The organism is Bradyrhizobium sp., assembly GCF_027307225.1.
Lineage (GTDB): Bacteria > Pseudomonadota > Alphaproteobacteria > Rhizobiales > Xanthobacteraceae > Bradyrhizobium.
Map to the genome: position 1 here is coordinate 41,320 of NZ_DAHUXJ010000077.1, position 17,104 is coordinate 58,423.

Sequence of the window (17,104 nt, forward strand, 5' to 3'; positions counted from 1 at the left end):
GGGAGTCGAACAAATGTTGCACGGAGACATATCGAGCAGCAAGGACACGGTCGGCGTCGCCGTGGTCAACTACAAGATGCCGCGGCTGCACACCAAGGCCGAGGTGCTGGATAATGCCCGCAACATCGCCAAGATGGTCGAGGGCATGAAGCTCGGCCTGCCGGGAATGGATCTTGTCGTCTTTCCTGAATATTCGACCCACGGCATCATGTACGACTCCAAGGAGATGTACGAGACGGCATCCTCGGTGCCGGGTGAGGAAACCAGGATATTCGCCGACGCCTGCCGCAAGGCAAGGGTCTGGGGCGTCTTCTCGCTGACTGGTGAGCGCCATGAGGAGCATCCGAACAAGGCGCCCTACAACACGCTGATACTCATGAACGACAAGGGCGAGATCGTTCAGAAGTATCGCAAGATCATGCCATGGGTCCCGATCGAGGGCTGGTATCCTGGCGACTGCACCTATGTCTCGGACGGGCCGAAGGGACTGAAGATCAGCCTGATCATCTGCGACGACGGCAACTATCCGGAGATCTGGCGCGATTGCGCGATGCGGGGCGCCGAACTGATCATCCGCTGCCAGGGCTACATGTACCCGGCGAAGGAGCAGCAGATCCAGATCTCGAAATCGATGGCGTGGGCGAACAACTGCTACGTAGCAGTCGCGAACGCTTCGGGATTCGACGGCGTCTATTCCTACTTCGGGCATTCGGCACTGATCGGATTCGATGGACGGACGCTCGGCGAGTGCGGCACCGAGGAGAACGGCATCCAGTACGCCCAGTTGTCGGTGTCGTTGATCCGCGATGCGCGCCGCAACATGCAGTCGCAGAACCATCTCTTCAAGCTGATGCATCGCGGCTATACCGGCCTCATCAATTCCGGCGACGGCGACCGCGGCCACGCCGTCTGTCCCTACACCTTCTACAAGAACTGGATCTCGGACCCGGAGGGCACGCGCGAAATGGTCGAAGCCATGACGCGTCCGGTGGTCGGGACCGAGGAATGTCCCATCGAGGGGATTCCGAACCAGAAGGCCGCGCATCGCTGATCGGCATAACGGCAGTTCCGGTACGCAGGCTTTGCCTGCGTACCGGAGAGGTTTCGAACGAATGCTCGACAAAGCTCTGGCAAAATATGGGAGGCTGACGTGAATAGCGAGACGAATGCGGGTGTCGCTGTGCGGCACAACGAGGAGAAGATCGACGAAATTTTCGGACACGAATACGAACACGAGCCTGTTCCAGCGGCTGCGCGGCGTAGCCTGTTTTCGGTGACGATGGTCTGGATCGGCTTTCCGATGATCATTACCGGCGCCATGACGGGTTCGATACTGGTGCTGGGCATGGGGTTCAAGAACGCCCTGGTCGCAATGATCATCGGCAATCTCATCATGTTCGCCTATGTCGGTTCGCTCGGTTTGATCGGCACCCGGCGCGGCATGAACTTTGCGTTGATCGCCAGCATCGTGTTTGGCAAGAACGGCTATGTGCTGGCCTCCGGCCTGCTGTCGACGCTGCTTCTGGGCTGGTACGCGGTGCAGACCGGCATTACAGGGGCTCTGATCAGCTCGACGTTCGGGCTCAACTACATAGCGATGACAGTCGTCGCCGGGCTGCTTTACATCGCGATCACCTTCGTCGGCGTCAGGGGGCTGCACTGGATCGGGATGGCTTCGGTGCCGCTCTTTGTCATTCTGGGAATCTGGGCCGCCTATGATGCAGCAACCACGACGACGGCTTCCGCAATCTTCAACTACGCGGGTAATAACGGCACGGCGACGACGTCGATGGGGGTCGGCTTGACGGTGGTGATCGCGCTGTTCATCGACGCCGGCACAGTGACGTCCGATTTCAATCGGTGGGCGGCGACACCGACCGCCTCGCTCGTATCGACCTTCAGCGCCTTCCCGTTCGCCAATCTGATTGCGATGCTGGTCGGCGGCGTGATGACGGCGGCGCTGGCCGTTCCCAATGCCAATCCGTTCGGCGCCGACAACATGTTCGGCTACATGAACGGCAAGCATATCGCATGGCTGAGCGTCCTGGCGTTCATTTTCCTCTACGCCAATCTAGGCTCGGTGTGCTCTCACTGCCTCTATAATGCCGCGACCGGCTGGTCGCGGATCCTGGGCACTCACATGAGGATCATGGCGATTGTGCTGGGTGCGTGCGGCATCGTCGTAGCCGCCGGCAACGTGTGGGCATTCTTCATCCAGTGGCTTTCCCTACTCGGCATTCTCGTGCCGCCGATCGGGGCGATCATCCTGATCGATCAGTACGTCCTTCGGCGAAACGCCAGCATCAGCGCCGACTGGAGGCCGCAGCCATTCATTGCCTGGGCGATCGGATCGCTTTGCGCGTTTCTCGTCGAGTTCTGGCTTCCGGGCCTTTCGACTGCCATCTCGGCCGCGGTCGTTGGTGGCGTCGTTTATTACGGCCTCGGCATCGCCGCCGGCGCGGACGAGAAGGCGCCGAGGGCCGCATGACTAGCGCGGCGAATTTGAAGTTCCGATCAGTTTCGCCGCGAGTTCGTTATGGGAACTTCAAATTCAAAGCCGCTACTCAAAACAATAAGTTGCTAGAGCTCCTTTGATTCCGAAGTTCGCATCGGAGGGGCCGCAATAGCTTGCGAACTTCAGAATCGGAGCTCTAGTGGTCCGATTCCAACATTCGCGCCCCTTCCCTGCATCCACTTTTGCGAATGTTAGAATCCAGGGATCACCAGCAAATTTAGGATTCTAGTGAAGTTTAGGATTTGACATTCGCTATTTGAAATTGCGGCCGGGTGGGTAGCGAATGTGAAATCCACTCCACTAGACGAGATGACCGGCTCGGCCTGCTGGGACAGCACAGGCCGGGCTTTTCCTCAAGCAAAAGGACTGCCAAACCATGAGCCTAGATTACGAAATCTACGATCTCGGGGACGTCAAGCTGCAGAGGGGCGCGACCTTGCGTGGCTGCAAGCTCGCCTACAAGACCTTCGGCCAGCTCAATGCGGCCAGGGACAATGTCATCGTCTACCCCACCTGGTACTCCGGCCAGCACTACGACAACGAATGGCTGGTCGGGCCGGGCAAGGCGCTCGATCCCGCGAAATACTTCATCATCATTCCGAATATGCTGGGCAACGGCCTGTCATCGTCGCCCAGCAACACGCCGGAGCCGTATAACGGGCCGCGCTTTCCCCAGGTCACGGCCTACGACAATGTGCGCGCGCAGCATCGGCTCATCACCGAAAAATTCGGTATCAAGCATATCCGCCTCGTCGTCGGCTGGTCGATGGGCGCGTTGCAGACCTTCCACTGGGGAGCGTTGTATCCGGACATGATGGACCTGCTGGCGCCGTTCTGCGGCTCGGCCAAGTGCTCGCGCCACAATTTCGTGTTCCTGGAGGGTGTCAAGGCCGCGCTTACCGCCGATGCTGCCTGGAAGGAGGGTTGGTACACCGAGAAGCCGGCGCGCGGGCTTCGCGCGGCGGCGCGCGTTTATGCCGGATGGGGTTTCTCGCAGGCGTTCTACCGCCAGCAGCTCGACATCAAGACCCTCGGTTACTCGTCGCTGGAGGATTTCCTGGTGGCCTTCTGGGAAGGCTTCTTCCTGCCGAAGGACCCGAACAACCTGCTAGCCATGCTGTGGACATGGCAGAACGGCGACATCAGCGACAACGAAATCTACAAGAAGGATTTCAAGGCGGCGCTCGGCGCGATCAAGGCGAGGTCGTTCGTCATGCCAGGCCAGACCGATCTCTACTTCCCGCCGGAAGATAGCGAGTTCGAGGTCGCGCATATGCCGAACGCGAAGTTCGTGCCGGTGCCGTCTGTGTGGGGTCATTTCGCCGGCGGTCCCGGCACCAACCCCGTCGACGTCGCCTTCATCGACACCAGGCTGAAGGAATTGCTGGCCTCGTGATGGCCAGCCATCGCGCGCCCCCGTCACCTGCAGAAAGACCGCGAGATTGTCCAGTCCTCCGTTGCTGCTTGACCAATACCTGATCCCCGACGAGCCATACTATCGGCCCCTGAAGGACGAAGTCGAACTGTTCAGCGCCGCCTATGCCAGCCGGATGCCGGTGATGCTGAAGGGGCCGACCGGTTGCGGCAAGACCCGCTTTATCGAGTACATGGCCTGGCGGCTTGGCCGATCGCTGATCACGGTGGCGTGCCACGAGGACATGACAGCGGCGGACCTGGTCGGTCGCTGGCTGCTCGATCCCGAAGGCACCGTGTGGAGTGACGGACCGCTTTCCACCGCGGTCCGTCACGGTGCGATCTGCTATCTCGACGAGATCGTCGAGGCCCGTCAGGACACCACGGTCGTGATCCATCCACTGACCGACGACCGTCGGGTGCTGCCGCTCGAGAAACGCGGCGAGTTGATCCATGCGCATTCGGATTTCCAGTTGGTGATCTCCTACAACCCCGGCTATCAGAGCGCGATCAAGGATCTCAAGGAATCCACCAAGCAACGGTTCGCGGCGCTCGATTTCGGCTACCCGGACCACTCCGCGGAAGTAGAGGTGGTGGCGCGCGAGGCCGGCATCGACCCCAGGATCGCTGACCTCCTCGTCAAGGTGGCGTCGCACAGCCGCCAGCTGAAAGGCCAGGGCCTTGACGAGGGCGCATCGACCCGGATGCTCGTCAACGCCGGCCGGCTGATCGGATGCGGCATCGATCTGAAGGGGGCGTGCGAGACCACAATTGTCGTGCCCTTGACTGACGATCCGGATACCAGGAACACGTTGCGCGACGTGATCTCAGCCTGTGCCTAACGGGATGACGCGGGTGACCGTCGCACGAATCTCTTCGCTCCAAGGCATCCGGTCCGGACGCCGGCTTGCGGCACGGTTGCGCGGACATGAACACGTATTCAAGGCCGCGCAGGCGGCGCAGGCATCGTTGCAGCGGCGGCCCGAATGGATCCACCGGCTCGCCGCCTGGGACGACGCGGTGCATGACCTGTTCGAAGCCAATCTCGGAGACGCTGTCGTCCTGAACTTCCTGCGGCTATCGGAGCAATGGCCGGCACAGCGGGCCGCCGACGATCTCCTCGCCGTTTGCCTTACCGTCAGGGAAATCGGATGCGGTGCCGGCAGCCGCGTCGCGCATGCGCTGCTGGCGGTAATGCCGCGGATTCTCTCAAGGCTCGCGACCGCCGACGCATTGATGACCCTGTTTGCCGCGTTCCGGCAATTGGTTGAGGCGGCGCCGGAATCGACTGGCCTTGTCGTCGGCCGGCTGGAACAGCTCCTGCGCCATGGTGATGCCGCCGATATTTCGGCGTGGATCTCGGCCGGCCTGCGGGCCGCCGGCGGCCGTGCCGCGCGCCGCCGGGCCTATTTCGCGCTCGACGACGCGCTCTCAGTGCGCCTGCTGTTCGGGCGCAGTGGCGCGGGGGACGATTTCTCGCGATTGGAAAAGCGGCTCGCTGCGACCACGCTCGCGCTGTGGAACAGGAGGGTGCGCTTCCGCAAGCTTGCGTTCGCACAGCTGCCCCCGGTGCCGCGACGGACCTCGCTCGCAGCGGGATTCATTGGGATGCCTGGGGGGTTTCCCGGTTTCGAAGGCGATCGTTCGGACAAGCTCTATCTGGCTGCATCGGCGCATGCGGGCGCGCACCTGGTTCATTCGAGCGTTCGCTTTCCGGTTGGGCGGCTGAAGCCGCTACAGCTCGCATTGGTCTCGCTGATTGAGGACGCCCGGGTCGAGACGCTGGCACTTCGCGACATGCCCGGCTTGCGCCGGCTCTGGCTGCCGTTTCACACGGCGGCGCCGTCGTCTCAGGCCACGGTGGCGGCACTGATGATGCGGCTGTCGCGCGCGTTGATCGATCCCGGCTATGAGGATCCGGATGCGTGGGTGGCGAAAGGTCGCGTGTCGTTCGCGGCGGCGGCCGATCGATGCAGCGATCCCGCGATTAGCCGCGAGATCGGCGGACTGCTGGGTAACGACATCGGGCAGATGCGGCTTCAGTTCAACGCCAAAAGCTACGTCGTCGAACCGGTGTATCGTGATGACAATCTGGCATTGTGGGATTTCGGCGACCAGCCGGACGAGCCGACCGAGGAGATCGAGCTTCCGGTGGACTCGGTGCGCCTTGAGCGGCGCGAGGAGACCGGGGCTGCCTTGGATGATACGGCGCGGCCTGACCAAACGATGCGTGCGCGCGCACGCAGCGTCAACTTGCTCGACGGCTTTCCGGTCGCGACGTATCCGGAGTGGGACTACGCGGCGAGGATCGAGCGGCCGGACTGGACCACAATTCTCGAGGCCGACGCGGCTGCCTCGGCAGCGCCCGACATGATGTCGCTTGACGATGACGCGGCGCGGCGCGCGACCACGGTGACGCGCGATGCCTCGATCGGCCGCCGGGTCCGCTACAAGGGCCAGCGCGACGGCGACTCGCTGGACATCGACGCGGCGATTGCACTGACGATAGAGCGCCGGGTCGGGCGCGCCGCCGAGCCGCGGGTCTATTTGCGTGACGCGCCGGGGCCCCGCGACCTTGCCATCCTGCTGCTGTTGGATCTGTCGCAATCGACCGCGGACCGGGACCGTCAGGGCCGGTCGGTTCTTGACGTCGAACGCAAGGCGGCGGCGATCATGACGGCGGCGGTGGAGGCCGCCGGCGATGCAATCGCCGTCCATGGATTCAGTTCCGACGGACGCGAGCACGTTCGCTATCTGCACATCAAGAGCTTTGAGGAGCGAATGGATGCCGTCGCGCGCTCGCGCCTTGCGAGCCTTGCCAGCAGTCATTCTACCCGGCTCGGATCGGCGCTTCGGCACGCCGGCAGCTATCTCGCGATGCAGCGTGCGTTCCGCAAGGCGCTGCTGGTGCTGACAGACGGAGAGCCGTCGGATGTTGACGTGAGCGACCCGCACTATCTCGCTGAGGACGCGCGGCGCGCTGTTCAGCAACTGCGCCGCGGCGGTATCGATACCTTCGCGTTCGGAATAGGCGGCGGCCCGCTTTCTCAACTCGATCGGATATTCGGCGAACGGCGCGCGCTGCGGGTGTCGCGCATCGAGGTGTTGCCCCGACGTCTGGTGCAGCTCTACGGGGAATTAAAGAAGTAGTGCTACGCAATAATCAAGCGATCAAATAGTAATAACTTTGGCGATATGTACGTCTCGTTACAGCTCATGCCTTCTTGATTCCCGAAGACGTTGCCAGTCCAAGGAATACGAGCACGGCCCGATTGAGGCGTAGGATATCCTCGTCGTCCAGACGCCCGATATGCGCACCGACCTTGGATTTCGGGACGGTAGTTACCTTGTCCACCATGAGTTGGCATGGGATGCGTAATCCATTGCGCTCATTCGGCTCGACAGGAAGCCGGAACAGAGGTGCGTCCGTGTCGTCGGTCGTGAACGCGCAGATCGTGATGGATTCAGTCCCGTCGAAACTGTCATCCTGAAGGATGACGACGGGCCGTGCCTTGCCCGCATAGTCCTTGCCGCCCGCGACGGTCCAGATGTCGCCGCGTCTCATTCATGCCCATCCGCTTCGTCAATGGATGTGGATACTGCGTCGATGAACGCCTGATCCTCGTGTGCACGGGAGCTTGCGGCCACGGCCAGCGACTGACGACGCGCCTCCGAGCGGAACGCAGGCGCGCGCACATCCGGGACCCAAATCTGGATGGGACGCAGTCCTTGCCGGCGCAGCCTTTCGCGATGCTCGCGAACTTTCACACGTGAGGGCTTCAGCTTTGGTGCAGACGCCATGGCAATTCTCCGGGATCGGTTACATGTAACCTAATATGGGTGAGGCTATTGACCAAGCCCCCCTTCATCGGATTGCGGGGGTTATTATAATTATATAATAATTTCAATTACATAAGAGTTCGAAGTTTTATTCTGAGTGGCGCGCCATTGTACGATTTTGCACGGTGCAGGACGATTTCACCGCGGTCAGCCCTACGACACCGCCGAATCGTCTCGCGCATCGCGAGCGTTCACGAATAGCGCATCGTGACGAGCAAGCGCACGGGATGCGCGCAAAGTTCCCCGACGGGCCGGGTGGGTGTTATTCGCAGCCGCGAGAGCTTGCCCATACTAGGACACGCGTCTGCGCAGTGGACTGCCGCGACTCTGACAAGACTGAGACATGATCCCCCCGCTAACATCGGATGATTCGTGGAGGTGGCATTGATGACCAGAGCCCAACCAAAGTCTTCACCGACGGATGACCACGCGAGACAGATCGCGCGCGCACTATCCAAGGGCCGGCCGCCCCCGTTCAGCGCCGACCTCGATGAATACTGCGTAAGCTCCCCGCGCGAAATCTTCGCGGCTTTTGCGGGCGCGGCCCGCCACATGCCCCCGGCCGGCAAGGACGAGGTGCTCGCTATCGGTTATCTGTTTCTGCTGCAACGGCTCCTCGAGCATCTGCGTTATCGAACCGATCGCGGCTATGCGGACGCGGCCAAGCTGATCGCGGATTTTCAGGCCGACGTCCTCGGACGGGTTGAGGCAGGACAGATCGATGCACGCATGCTCGCCTTCGTGGGAGGAGCGCTGCACCAATCGAAGATTCCAGCATCGCCAGAGCTTGCCGCGGCGTCAGCCAGACACGCCATCGATGTGGACGAGAGCCGGCCGCTTCCGGCTGACGTCCGCGCCGCGCTCGGCGGCATCATCGAGGCCTGCGGCGGCGATCCATTTGTGGTTGTCGGCTCGCTGATAGAAAACAGCCATGCCATGCCGGTGGAAACCCGCCGCTCCCTGGCAGGAGCCATGGCGCTCGCCGGGATCCCTGAAGCCCGCGCCGCCGCGGTTCTGTTCCTGCTCGATCCGGAATCAGCCATTCGCCGCGCGGTTGCCGGAGCGCTTGACCAGGTTGCCGCCTCGCTGACGCCGACGGATGTTCGGCGGCTGATTGCGATGCGCAATTGGCGACCGGAGGCCGAGCGAGCCGAGGTCGATGCTGTCATCCGCAAGGCGCGGGCGGCGGGGATCGATTGCGCGCAATGGGAGGCGGGCAGCATCGAAGCAGTTGTCGCCACGGCCATCGACGGTGCCGCAACGCAGGGCTTCCTGCTTGTGTCGCCGGCCGGACGGAAGAAGCGAATCTCGTCGGTCCTGACCAAAGGTGGGATTGCAGATGCCTGGAGCGTCGAGCCGGAGTCGCGCCGCCGGATCGAGGCGACGCTGGCCAGCGCAACGATGAGCGCCCCCACGCTCACAGTGTCGCGCCCGTATCTCGACCGCAGTGTGGCGCACCATCTGGCGCTCAGCACCGAAAAAGGGGACGCGCCGCCGTTGGGCCTGCTCCAGGTGGCCGAGACAATCGGCGGTGCCGACTGGCAACCGGCGCGGATGGTCTTCAACGAGGCTCTCGCCGGGCTGATCGCCGAGGTCCCGAAGGCGATGTGCGAGCCTGCGACGCTCGCCTCGGTGCTGCGCATGAGCGACCAACTCGCCGACATCGAGGTCATTGAAGAATCCTGGTTCGAGGACGATCCGCAGGTCGCGCAAGCAGTGAAGCGCGGACGCGGTGGTAATCGCGAAAAGCTTGCCAGCTATCTCTTGCAGAGCCTCATGGCGCGGAGCCGTGACAGATGGGGCGAGATCGTTCTGCGTACGGCCCTATGGATGCGCGAGGCTCCTCTGGAGGCCGATCTGTGCTGGCGCGAGCTTGTGCTCGTTGCGAAAGCGCTCGCCGACGGACGGGATATGACCGAGATCGGATTGATGCGCGATATCGCACTGCGGACGATCGCGGCGCTCGGAAGCGCTGGGCGAATGTGAGGGCGCCAGCGTCACTCCGATCGGGCGTAGCACGAGATCGCACGCCATCGTAGAGCTACAGGTTGGCGCGAACGCCGGGCTACCGCATCATAGGGCAATCGCGAAGCAGTAGTGCCCATCTTCATCGGCCGTGGCGCGCCATTTCGCCAGAGCACGCTGCGCCACTCCTGGGCGCTCTTGCCGTCCTCCATTTTCTGTGAGCGGCCTCCTTTCGACGTCATTTCATCGTCACATTCAGCGAGCGTCCAGCTGACGCAGCAGATGAGCGCATGAAGACCACGAAAGGAGAACGGTATGCTAAGGGACGCGAAAGTGGCAACCCGCCTTCCAGCCAAAGATCTGAATCGCGCGCGGGCATTCTACTCGGAGAAACTTGGGCTCGATCCGGTCGAACAGCGCGCGGGCGGGCTCCGTTATGTCTGCGCGGCCGGAGAGTTTGCAATCTTCGTCTCGGGCGGAGTGCAATCCGGCATGCACACGCAAATGGGCTGGGAAGTCGACGACATCGAGGCAACCGTGCGCGAGCTTCGCGCGCGGGGAGTCAAGTTCGAGGAGTATGACCTGCCCGGCCTCAGGACAGTCGATGGAATTGCAGAAATTGCAGGGAACTATCCCAGCAAGGGTACCGGTGAGCGGGGCGCGTGGTTCCACGACAGTGAAGGAAACTTGTTGGGAATCGGGCAGCCGGTTCGGGCCTGACGATTTGGCTCGGCCGCGGTTGGCAAGTCTTCATGTCGGATCACGGAATTGATCCATCAGCCGCCATGGAGATCGTCGCTGGATGGCCCACGACGAACAGAAAATTTGTCGTCGATTGCGCGTAGCGCAATATCGCAGGACGTCGCACATCGTCCTGTGGCGGCGCGTCCTCGACTGTCGCGTCATCGGATAGAAATCGCTGTCGTTGTGGAGCAGCGGCCTGCGGTTCTCGATACACCAGGTGCCGATCAGCAAGTCGATGGTCTTGCGGACAGTGACGCCGCGCTTGCGCAAAGAGCGGAAATTATGGGCCGCAGAGACCGCGATCCCGTTACCCGCCATTGACACAATTTCGAAGCGCCCCAGCGGAGCCTCGACTTCCCCGGCCGCCCGCTCGCTTTTCCAGGCCTTGCAGCACTTCGCAAAAGCATCAAATCCCCAATGATGATCTCGTTGGTTCCGAGGACCGCGCGCAGGCGTCGAACGTGGGGCGCATTGCGGCCGTTGAGGAAGTCGATCCATACGTTACCATCAACGACGATCACGCGGTCCCTCGCCCTTTGCGGTTGCGGGCGAGGTTGCCGCGCCAGCGGTATTTGCCGAAGGCCGCACCGACATCCCGCTGCAGTCGCAGCCTGATCATCAAACGAAGCGCCTGTTCTCCCGTCTGCTTCTTGGTTGCCTGCCCGGAAGCCTTCTGAGCTTCTGCCATCAGCGTATCGTCGATCTCGATATTGGTGCGCATTGGCGGCGCTCCGTTCTATGTGTATAATTTAACTATATGACACACATTCGCTTTTCCCGCAGCAGTCGCAGAATAAAGCGGCGAAATATACAACCGCGAATTCTTGGCAAAGGACGGCGGCAGTTTGCACGTGCGCGTCTCGCGTAAGGAACTGTGAGATCAGCCTCGGCATTCGTCCGCTCCGCCCATCGGACCGAATACTGAAGAACAAGGAAGCCTACACAACGACGCTCCTGCGGCTTTCTCCGCAACCCGCTAAGCCGCCCGGCTATGCCCCTCGTCGCCGAACAGATGGACCTTGTTGCGGCCGGCGGTCTTCGCATCGTAGAGCGCGATGTCGGCTTCGGCGAACAATTCGGTGATCCGCCGGCGATGCGGGCGGCCGACGAGAGCGGCTCCAATCGAGGCGCCGACCTCGATGCGAAGACCGTTCCAGAAAAGCGGCTGGCTCAACATCACGACGGTCTGCTGCAGCACGCGCGCGATCCGGGCAGGATTTGTCGGAGCACGCAAGATGATCGCGAATTCGTCGCCGCCGAGCCGGCCGATCAGGCCGGCATTGTGGAATGCCCGCTGCAGGCGTCCCGCGACCTCGCACAGACATGCGTCTCCGGCCGAATGGCCGAACGTATCGTTGAGTTCCTTGAAATGATCGAGGTCGATCAGGACGAGGGCTGACGCGAAGCCGTGATTCAGGCTGTCGCCGACCACCTCGCTATAACGGGCCTGGAAAACGAATCGATTGGCGAGCCCGGTGAGCGGATCGGTTTCCGCTTGCTGTCGCAGGCTCTCGATGGCTTGCCGGTCGGAGGTGATGTCCTGTTTGGAGCCGAAGATCCGCACCGGCCGTCCGGCTTCTCTTACCATGTCGATCGAAAGGCGCATCCAGCGCCTTTCACCGCGCCAGGTTCTGATCTCGGCATCGAGCGTTACCGCGCGACCGCTCCGGATCACCTCGGCACGAGCGAGTTCCATGTTGCGCCGCGATTCGTCGACATAGAGGTCGACGATGCTCGCGCGCCGCAGCGGGTTGCCCATCGGATAGCCGAAGATGTCGTAGACGCCCGGAGTCCAGGTCAGGCGCTCGGTCTCGAGTTCACATTCCCAGGCGCCGATGCGAGCGATATTCAGGGCCTGATCATAGAGGCGCAGGCGAACCGCGTCCGACTGAGACGTAAGCGCATGGCCTGCTTCATCTCTCATCGATGATCCGGCATCATTTCGGGATCTTGCCCATGTGTCCAAGAACTAGGGCTGCCGTGTTAACGAACTCTATACGTCCGCCGGCGCCCGGACGCCGAGGCGCAGAATTCTGGCGGCGTTTTTCAGGAAGAAGCGGGATGCAGTTGAACTGGCCACGACCGCAGCATGCCCGCGGACTGAAGCCCGCTTTCGGCGGCTGCGCCGGTCAGCCGGCCGGTCCAGCCGAAGCGATACGAGGCAGCGAGATTGAATTCGTTCGAGCTTCCAGCATTCGTTGCTGTTGATTTCTGTCCGCCTTGCCGGAGCGAAAGGCCGTCGACGTAGTTATCCGAGGTATACTGGATACCGCAGCGCGGCTGGCGCGTTTCGGCTTAGTCGCCGAAAGCTGAAAGGAAGCGCCGCTACACTGGAACGAATCAACCCTTCTCACTAAGAACGGCCCGTCAACCCGTCCCCGGGCTGCCAATCATCGGAAGCGCCATGCCGACCGCGAACGCCGAAACAGCAAAACTCCTGCTCCTGGAAAACGTCAACGACAGCGCGGTCGAACTGCTCCGCAGTTCCGGCTTTCCGGATATCGAGCGGCTGTCGAAGGCGCTGGATGGAGATGCCCTTCGTGCTGCCGTCAAGGGCGTTTCGGTGCTGGGGATCCGGTCCAGGACGTCGTTGACGCAGGAAGTGTTGACGGCGGCCGATCGCCTGATCGCGGTGGGCTGTTTCAGCGTGGGAACGAACCAGGTCGATCTCGAGGCGGCCCGAAAATGCGGCATTCCCGTCTTCAACGCGCCGTTTTCAAATACACGCAGCGTCGCCGAACTTGTTATCGGCGAAATCGTCATGCTGCTTCGGCAGATCTTTCCGCGGTCGGTCTCGGCGCATGATGGCGGCTGGGAAAAATCTGCAGCCGGCAGCCGTGAGGTGCGCGGCCGGACGCTCGGCATCATCGGCTACGGCAACATCGGCTCCCAGCTATCGACGCTTGCTGAAGCGATGGGAATGCGTGTCATCTACTTTGATCGCACCGACAAGCTCCGTCACGGCAATACGGAGCCGGTGGATCGGCTCGAGATGCTGCTGGCGCAAAGCGACGTGGTCAGCCTGCATGTTCCGGAGACCCCGGAAACGCACAACATGATTGGCGCGCAAGAACTGCGAGCGATGAAGCCCGGCGCCTTGCTGATCAACAACAGCCGCGGCACGGTGGTCGATCTGGACGCGCTCGCGGCCGCGCTTGCCGACGGACACCTCGCGGGCGCGGCGGTCGATGTCTTTCCCGTCGAGCCTTCGTCAAATTCGGAGCGCTTCCAGAGCCCGATTCAGGGCCTCAAGAACGTGATCCTGACGCCGCACATCGGCGGCTCAACCGAAGAGGCGCAGGATCGAATCGGCAGGGAAGTCGCACGCAAGCTGGTCGACTATATCATCAATGGATCCACCATGGGCGCGGTCAATTTTCCGCAAGTGCAGCTTCATGAGCGTGCGCATGGTGTGCGCTTCAGCCACGTTCATCACAATGTGCCGGGAATGCTGAGGCGCCTGAACGAGGTGTTTCTCCAGCGCGACATCAACATCGCGGCACAATATCTCGAGACCGACAGCGAGATTGGCTATGTCGTGCTCGACCTGGATCTGGTTGGCCACGACTGCGGCGAACTGCTGCAAGAAATCCGCGGCCTCGACGGTACGATCAGCGCAAGGCTCGTCTACCAGCACTGAACCAACGACGGTGCCCGCAGGCGTTTTCCGTTTCCGATCGGCGTTGCGTCATCCATCATTCTCGCTAGGATTGTACCTGCACCGGTGAATTTCACCGGGCGGAAAAATAGTCCGGGAGGGATGATGAAGATCTTGGGCAGCGTTGCCGTTGCGGCAATTTTGTCGGTAAGCGGTCCATTCGCTCGCGCCGAGGAAACCGTGATGTTCCCGGATGTGAGCGGCAAGATGGTTCGTATTCCGATCGCACACACCTACGAACAGTGCCGCAAGAATGGTCGTCATCTCCACTACCCCGACGCCGATAGCCACGCCTGGTGCTCCCAGCATTGCGACGGCAAGATCTGCAAGTAGCCAGTTTCCATCTGGGGTCGGCGGCGTGGGCGCAAGCCTGTGTGGGTGAAGATCGCCAGTACCGCCGATCTGAAGTCCCTGCACCACAAGCGTCGAATTCGATCAGGGACTTCAGATCGATAAAGCGGTACTAGAATCAATAAGTTTGTGAGTAGCCCATGACTTTCCGAAGTTCGTGAAGGCGGGCGCTGCGATGGAGCGCGAACTTCGGAATCAAAGGAGCACTAGCCAATTATGTGATTCTAGTGCGGTTTAGAATTTGAAGTTCCTATGACGAGATTACCGCGAAACTGATAGGAACTTCAAATTCACCGCACTAGCGATCAACCGTCGACGCATGCTCCGGCCGCAAGCTCCCTGATTGATGGCGGCGCCGCTGGCCTCATGACTAGAAACACGCGGTGAGTGGTCGACCTTCGTACGGCTTGCGGTTCCAGGGAAACCAATCCAACTTGGCCCACAAGAGGCCGCGTTGATGATTGGAATGTTTTTTGAAGTGATGCCGCGCGAGGGGCACACCACGAGCTACTTCGAATTGGCAGCCGCCCTGAAGCCCGAACTGGAGCTGAGCGGCGGCGTGTTGTTCGTCGATCGCTACACCAGCGCCGACAGGCCTGAGGTCATCCTCTCGCATCAGTGGTGGGCCGATGAGGAGGCGCTCGTCCGCTGGCGCCAGCACACCCAGCACCGCTCGATCCAGCGCGCCGGGCGCGAGCAGCATTTCAGGGACTATCGAATTCGGATCGGCCCTGCCGTGGATTCCACGCGGGGCGCTTCCGCGGCCCGTGCCCTCTGGGTCTCTTATTACGACGCCGAACCGGCGGGACCTGTCGACGGCGAACTGTTCAAGAGCGTTTATCGGGAAGCGAAGTTTCTCGTGCTTTCCGAGCGGGCGCCCAACGCGCAGGGCGCAGCAGCAGACAGCAAGATTTTCGAGATCACGCGCGACTATACCATGTACGAGCGAGCCGAAGCGCCGCAGCAATATCCGCCGGTCGAGCGCCGCTAGCGCGGCACGACAGGCGCAGCAGTCGGAAGAGTGGCGGTCGTATCGCTGCTTGAGGATTTGCGCAGCCGAATTTCAATGCGCCGGCGCTGCTGAATGTCGCCGGACGAGCCCGAGATCGCAAGCGTCTCGTCGGTGTTCACGAGCTGCGCGCCGGATAGCGGAATCAGTTTGTAACCGGCGAGCAGCGGGCTTTGGCGCAGCACGCTTACCACAGCGACGGCACGTGCAAGCCCAAGCCCCGCATTGTCCGCAGGCACCAGGCTGACGACCCCGGCCTCGCTCTTCAGGACCGGCAAGAGCTCGCGGTCGAGGTTGGAAAACTGGCGCACTCCGATCGGGCGTTCATCGGTGTGACCGACGACCTCGATGATATCGACGTCGTATTTGCGGATGTAGTCGAGGATTTCGCCCGGGGTCCTGGTGAGCAGCGTTTCCTGAAAGCCCGGCGACAACTCCGCGCTTCCCGATTTGAAGAAATAGCCGTCGGCCTCGCTCATCCGGATGATCGGAGGCCATTGATGGCCGCCGGGGCCCTGGGTCATGCCCCGCGTCAGCGTATCGAGCACGGCCTGCGCGGAAACCGGCGGGTCGCCGGGCTTGATCATCGCCCGATTGATGGCACCGACGATTTCGGCGTCGTGAAGGGCCTTGTCGACGTCGATGTTGCTGGCGCGCAGGGCCGCGATATTGGCAAGGCTTTCGCGAAGGTCCTTGACGGAGATGGTCTTCTCGATGTCCTTGACGACGCTGCGGCTATCCACCAATTCGCGCCAGTACTGGTCGATTGCCTGGGGATCGCTCAGGCCCGAGAGGCTTTCGACCTTCTCGGCCACCGCCGCGCTCTTGCTCAGCGAATTGACCACGTCGCGGATCTGCTCGTTTTGCGCCTTCTCCTCTTTAAGTGCCTGCTCGGCGGCGATGCGCCTGCTTTCCTCGCGTTTCAGGAAAGTTGCCATCGCGATCAACAGACAAAACACCAGAAGCACCATGATTTCGGCCATGGTGAGCCCGAGCACGAGCCCGCGCCGGTACGATGATCGCTCCTGGAGTATCTGCCCTTCCATCTTGCTTTAGCTCTATCTCCGTGGGCTTTCGTTCGATCGTGGCGCCATGAAGCCGAGCGCACGGGGGATGATCCCGCGTCGCGTGGCCTGTATTTCGATCAGTAACTCCCTCATCGCAGTCACGACGCCTTGCGCATGCCGCAGGTTGATCTCGGCACTCCGGGCCTGGTTCTGCGCGTTGTCATTCAGTGCATCGACCGATTCGGTCAGGCGCTCGATCATCGGCACCAGTTGCGTTGCGATGGCCTCTTCGGAGGTCCGGTGCGTGGTGAGACGGGCGAACAGCGCGTCGATCGATTCCACGATACTGGCGGTGTTCGTGGCGAGTTCTTCTCCTTCCTGAACGAGGTGCCTCGACACGTCGAGGACTTCGACCGTTCTCTTGTTCAGGCTTGCCAGTGTCGCGCCGGAGACCCTGGAGGATTCCTCGAACGGCAGACTGGCGTTCGTCGCAAGCTTCTCCAGTTCGCTGACAAATAGTCGATGCGCCCGTCCGACGCTTTCCCGCATCTCGTCCATGGCATCGGCCAGGGATTGCTGGGTCATGCGCCGGAAGTTGCCGA

At 61.7% G+C, this 17,104-nt stretch carries 17 protein-coding genes; 10 read left to right on the forward strand and 7 right to left on the reverse strand.

The window, feature by feature from the left end:
- Nucleotides 1-13 precede the first annotated feature (13 nt).
- The 5 genes from M6D32_RS13170 to M6D32_RS13190 all read left to right on the forward strand — a co-directional run bounded on the left by M6D32_RS13170 (nt 14) and on the right by M6D32_RS13190 (nt 7,078).
- On the forward strand, nt 14-1,051 hold the full coding sequence (locus M6D32_RS13170) for an aliphatic amidase (RefSeq protein WP_298256760.1): 1,038 nt from the start codon (nt 14-16) through the stop codon (nt 1,049-1,051).
- Between the two features lie 99 nt (nt 1,052-1,150).
- On the forward strand, nt 1,151-2,488 hold the full coding sequence (locus M6D32_RS13175) for a cytosine permease (RefSeq protein WP_298256763.1): 1,338 nt from the start codon (nt 1,151-1,153) through the stop codon (nt 2,486-2,488).
- A gap of 403 nt (nt 2,489-2,891) precedes the next feature.
- Nucleotides 2,892-3,911 (forward strand): alpha/beta fold hydrolase, encoded by a 1,020-nt coding sequence (locus M6D32_RS13180; RefSeq protein WP_298256765.1) that lies wholly within the window; start codon nt 2,892-2,894, stop codon nt 3,909-3,911.
- 46 nt (nt 3,912-3,957) lie between these two features.
- Nucleotides 3,958-4,770: a CbbQ/NirQ/NorQ/GpvN family protein gene (locus M6D32_RS13185; protein ID WP_298256767.1), complete on the forward strand. Its 813-nt coding sequence runs from the start codon at nt 3,958-3,960 to the stop codon at nt 4,768-4,770.
- A gap of 13 nt (nt 4,771-4,783) precedes the next feature.
- Nucleotides 4,784-7,078, forward strand: a complete 2,295-nt coding sequence (locus M6D32_RS13190) for a nitric oxide reductase activation protein NorD (protein ID WP_298256769.1) — start codon at nt 4,784-4,786, stop codon at nt 7,076-7,078.
- A gap of 64 nt (nt 7,079-7,142) precedes the next feature.
- Here M6D32_RS13190 and M6D32_RS13195 read toward each other — a convergent pair whose 3' ends face one another.
- The gene (locus tag M6D32_RS13195) at nt 7,143-7,493 is read right to left on the reverse strand and encodes a type II toxin-antitoxin system PemK/MazF family toxin (protein WP_298256771.1); all 351 of its coding nucleotides are present in this window, start codon (nt 7,491-7,493) and stop codon (nt 7,143-7,145) included.
- Nucleotides 7,490-7,729 carry an antitoxin MazE family protein gene (locus M6D32_RS13200; protein ID WP_298256773.1) on the reverse strand — a complete coding sequence of 80 codons (240 nt, stop codon included), beginning with the start codon at nt 7,727-7,729 and terminating at the stop codon, nt 7,490-7,492. The genes M6D32_RS13195 and M6D32_RS13200 overlap by 4 nt, the downstream gene beginning before the upstream one ends.
- 426 nt (nt 7,730-8,155) lie before the next feature.
- Here M6D32_RS13200 and M6D32_RS13205 point away from each other — a divergent pair, with 426 nt between their 5' ends.
- Together M6D32_RS13205 and M6D32_RS13210 are read left to right on the forward strand one after the other, a co-directional pair.
- Nucleotides 8,156-9,754, forward strand: a complete 1,599-nt coding sequence (locus M6D32_RS13205; RefSeq protein WP_298256775.1) for a hypothetical protein — start codon at nt 8,156-8,158, stop codon at nt 9,752-9,754.
- Nucleotides 9,755-10,048: 294 nt separating this feature from the next.
- Complete coding sequence (locus M6D32_RS13210; RefSeq protein WP_298256777.1) at nt 10,049-10,453, forward strand: VOC family protein; 405 nt, start codon at nt 10,049-10,051, stop codon at nt 10,451-10,453.
- A 30-nt stretch (nt 10,454-10,483) separates the two neighbouring features.
- On the opposite strand, the gene M6D32_RS13215 is transcribed toward M6D32_RS13210, so the two are convergent.
- The 3 genes from M6D32_RS13215 to M6D32_RS13225 form a co-directional block, all read right to left on the reverse strand.
- Entirely contained in the window at nt 10,484-10,795 is a 312-nt protein-coding gene (locus M6D32_RS13215) for a hypothetical protein (RefSeq protein WP_298256779.1), read from the reverse strand.
- A 199-nt stretch (nt 10,796-10,994) separates the two neighbouring features.
- The gene (locus M6D32_RS13220; RefSeq protein WP_298256781.1) at nt 10,995-11,198 is read right to left on the reverse strand and encodes a type II toxin-antitoxin system VapB family antitoxin; all 204 of its coding nucleotides are present in this window, start codon (nt 11,196-11,198) and stop codon (nt 10,995-10,997) included.
- A gap of 255 nt (nt 11,199-11,453) precedes the next feature.
- A complete protein-coding gene (locus M6D32_RS13225) occupies nt 11,454-12,401 on the reverse strand; it encodes a sensor domain-containing diguanylate cyclase (RefSeq protein WP_298256783.1) in 948 nt (315 codons plus the stop codon).
- Nucleotides 12,402-12,881: 480 nt separating this feature from the next.
- Between M6D32_RS13225 and serA the strand changes: the two genes are divergently transcribed.
- The 3 genes from serA (at nt 12,882) to M6D32_RS13240 (ending at nt 15,477) form a co-directional block, all read left to right on the forward strand.
- Complete coding sequence (gene serA / locus M6D32_RS13230; RefSeq protein ID WP_298256785.1) at nt 12,882-14,117, forward strand: phosphoglycerate dehydrogenase; 1,236 nt, start codon at nt 12,882-12,884, stop codon at nt 14,115-14,117.
- A 123-nt stretch (nt 14,118-14,240) separates the two neighbouring features.
- Nucleotides 14,241-14,468, forward strand: a complete 228-nt coding sequence (locus M6D32_RS13235; protein WP_298256787.1) for a hypothetical protein — start codon at nt 14,241-14,243, stop codon at nt 14,466-14,468.
- Nucleotides 14,469-14,943: 475 nt separating this feature from the next.
- A complete protein-coding gene (locus M6D32_RS13240; protein ID WP_298256789.1) occupies nt 14,944-15,477 on the forward strand; it encodes an antibiotic biosynthesis monooxygenase in 534 nt (177 codons plus the stop codon).
- On the opposite strand, the gene M6D32_RS13245 is transcribed toward M6D32_RS13240, so the two are convergent.
- Both M6D32_RS13245 and M6D32_RS13250 read right to left on the reverse strand, forming a co-directional pair.
- Entirely contained in the window at nt 15,474-16,541 is a 1,068-nt protein-coding gene (locus M6D32_RS13245; protein WP_298256791.1) for a hypothetical protein, read from the reverse strand. The genes M6D32_RS13240 and M6D32_RS13245 overlap by 4 nt on opposite strands.
- Before the next feature lie 12 nt (nt 16,542-16,553).
- Nucleotides 16,554-17,104, reverse strand: a 551-nt coding sequence (locus tag M6D32_RS13250; RefSeq protein WP_298256793.1) for a hypothetical protein, incomplete at its 5' end; no start/stop codon positions are given.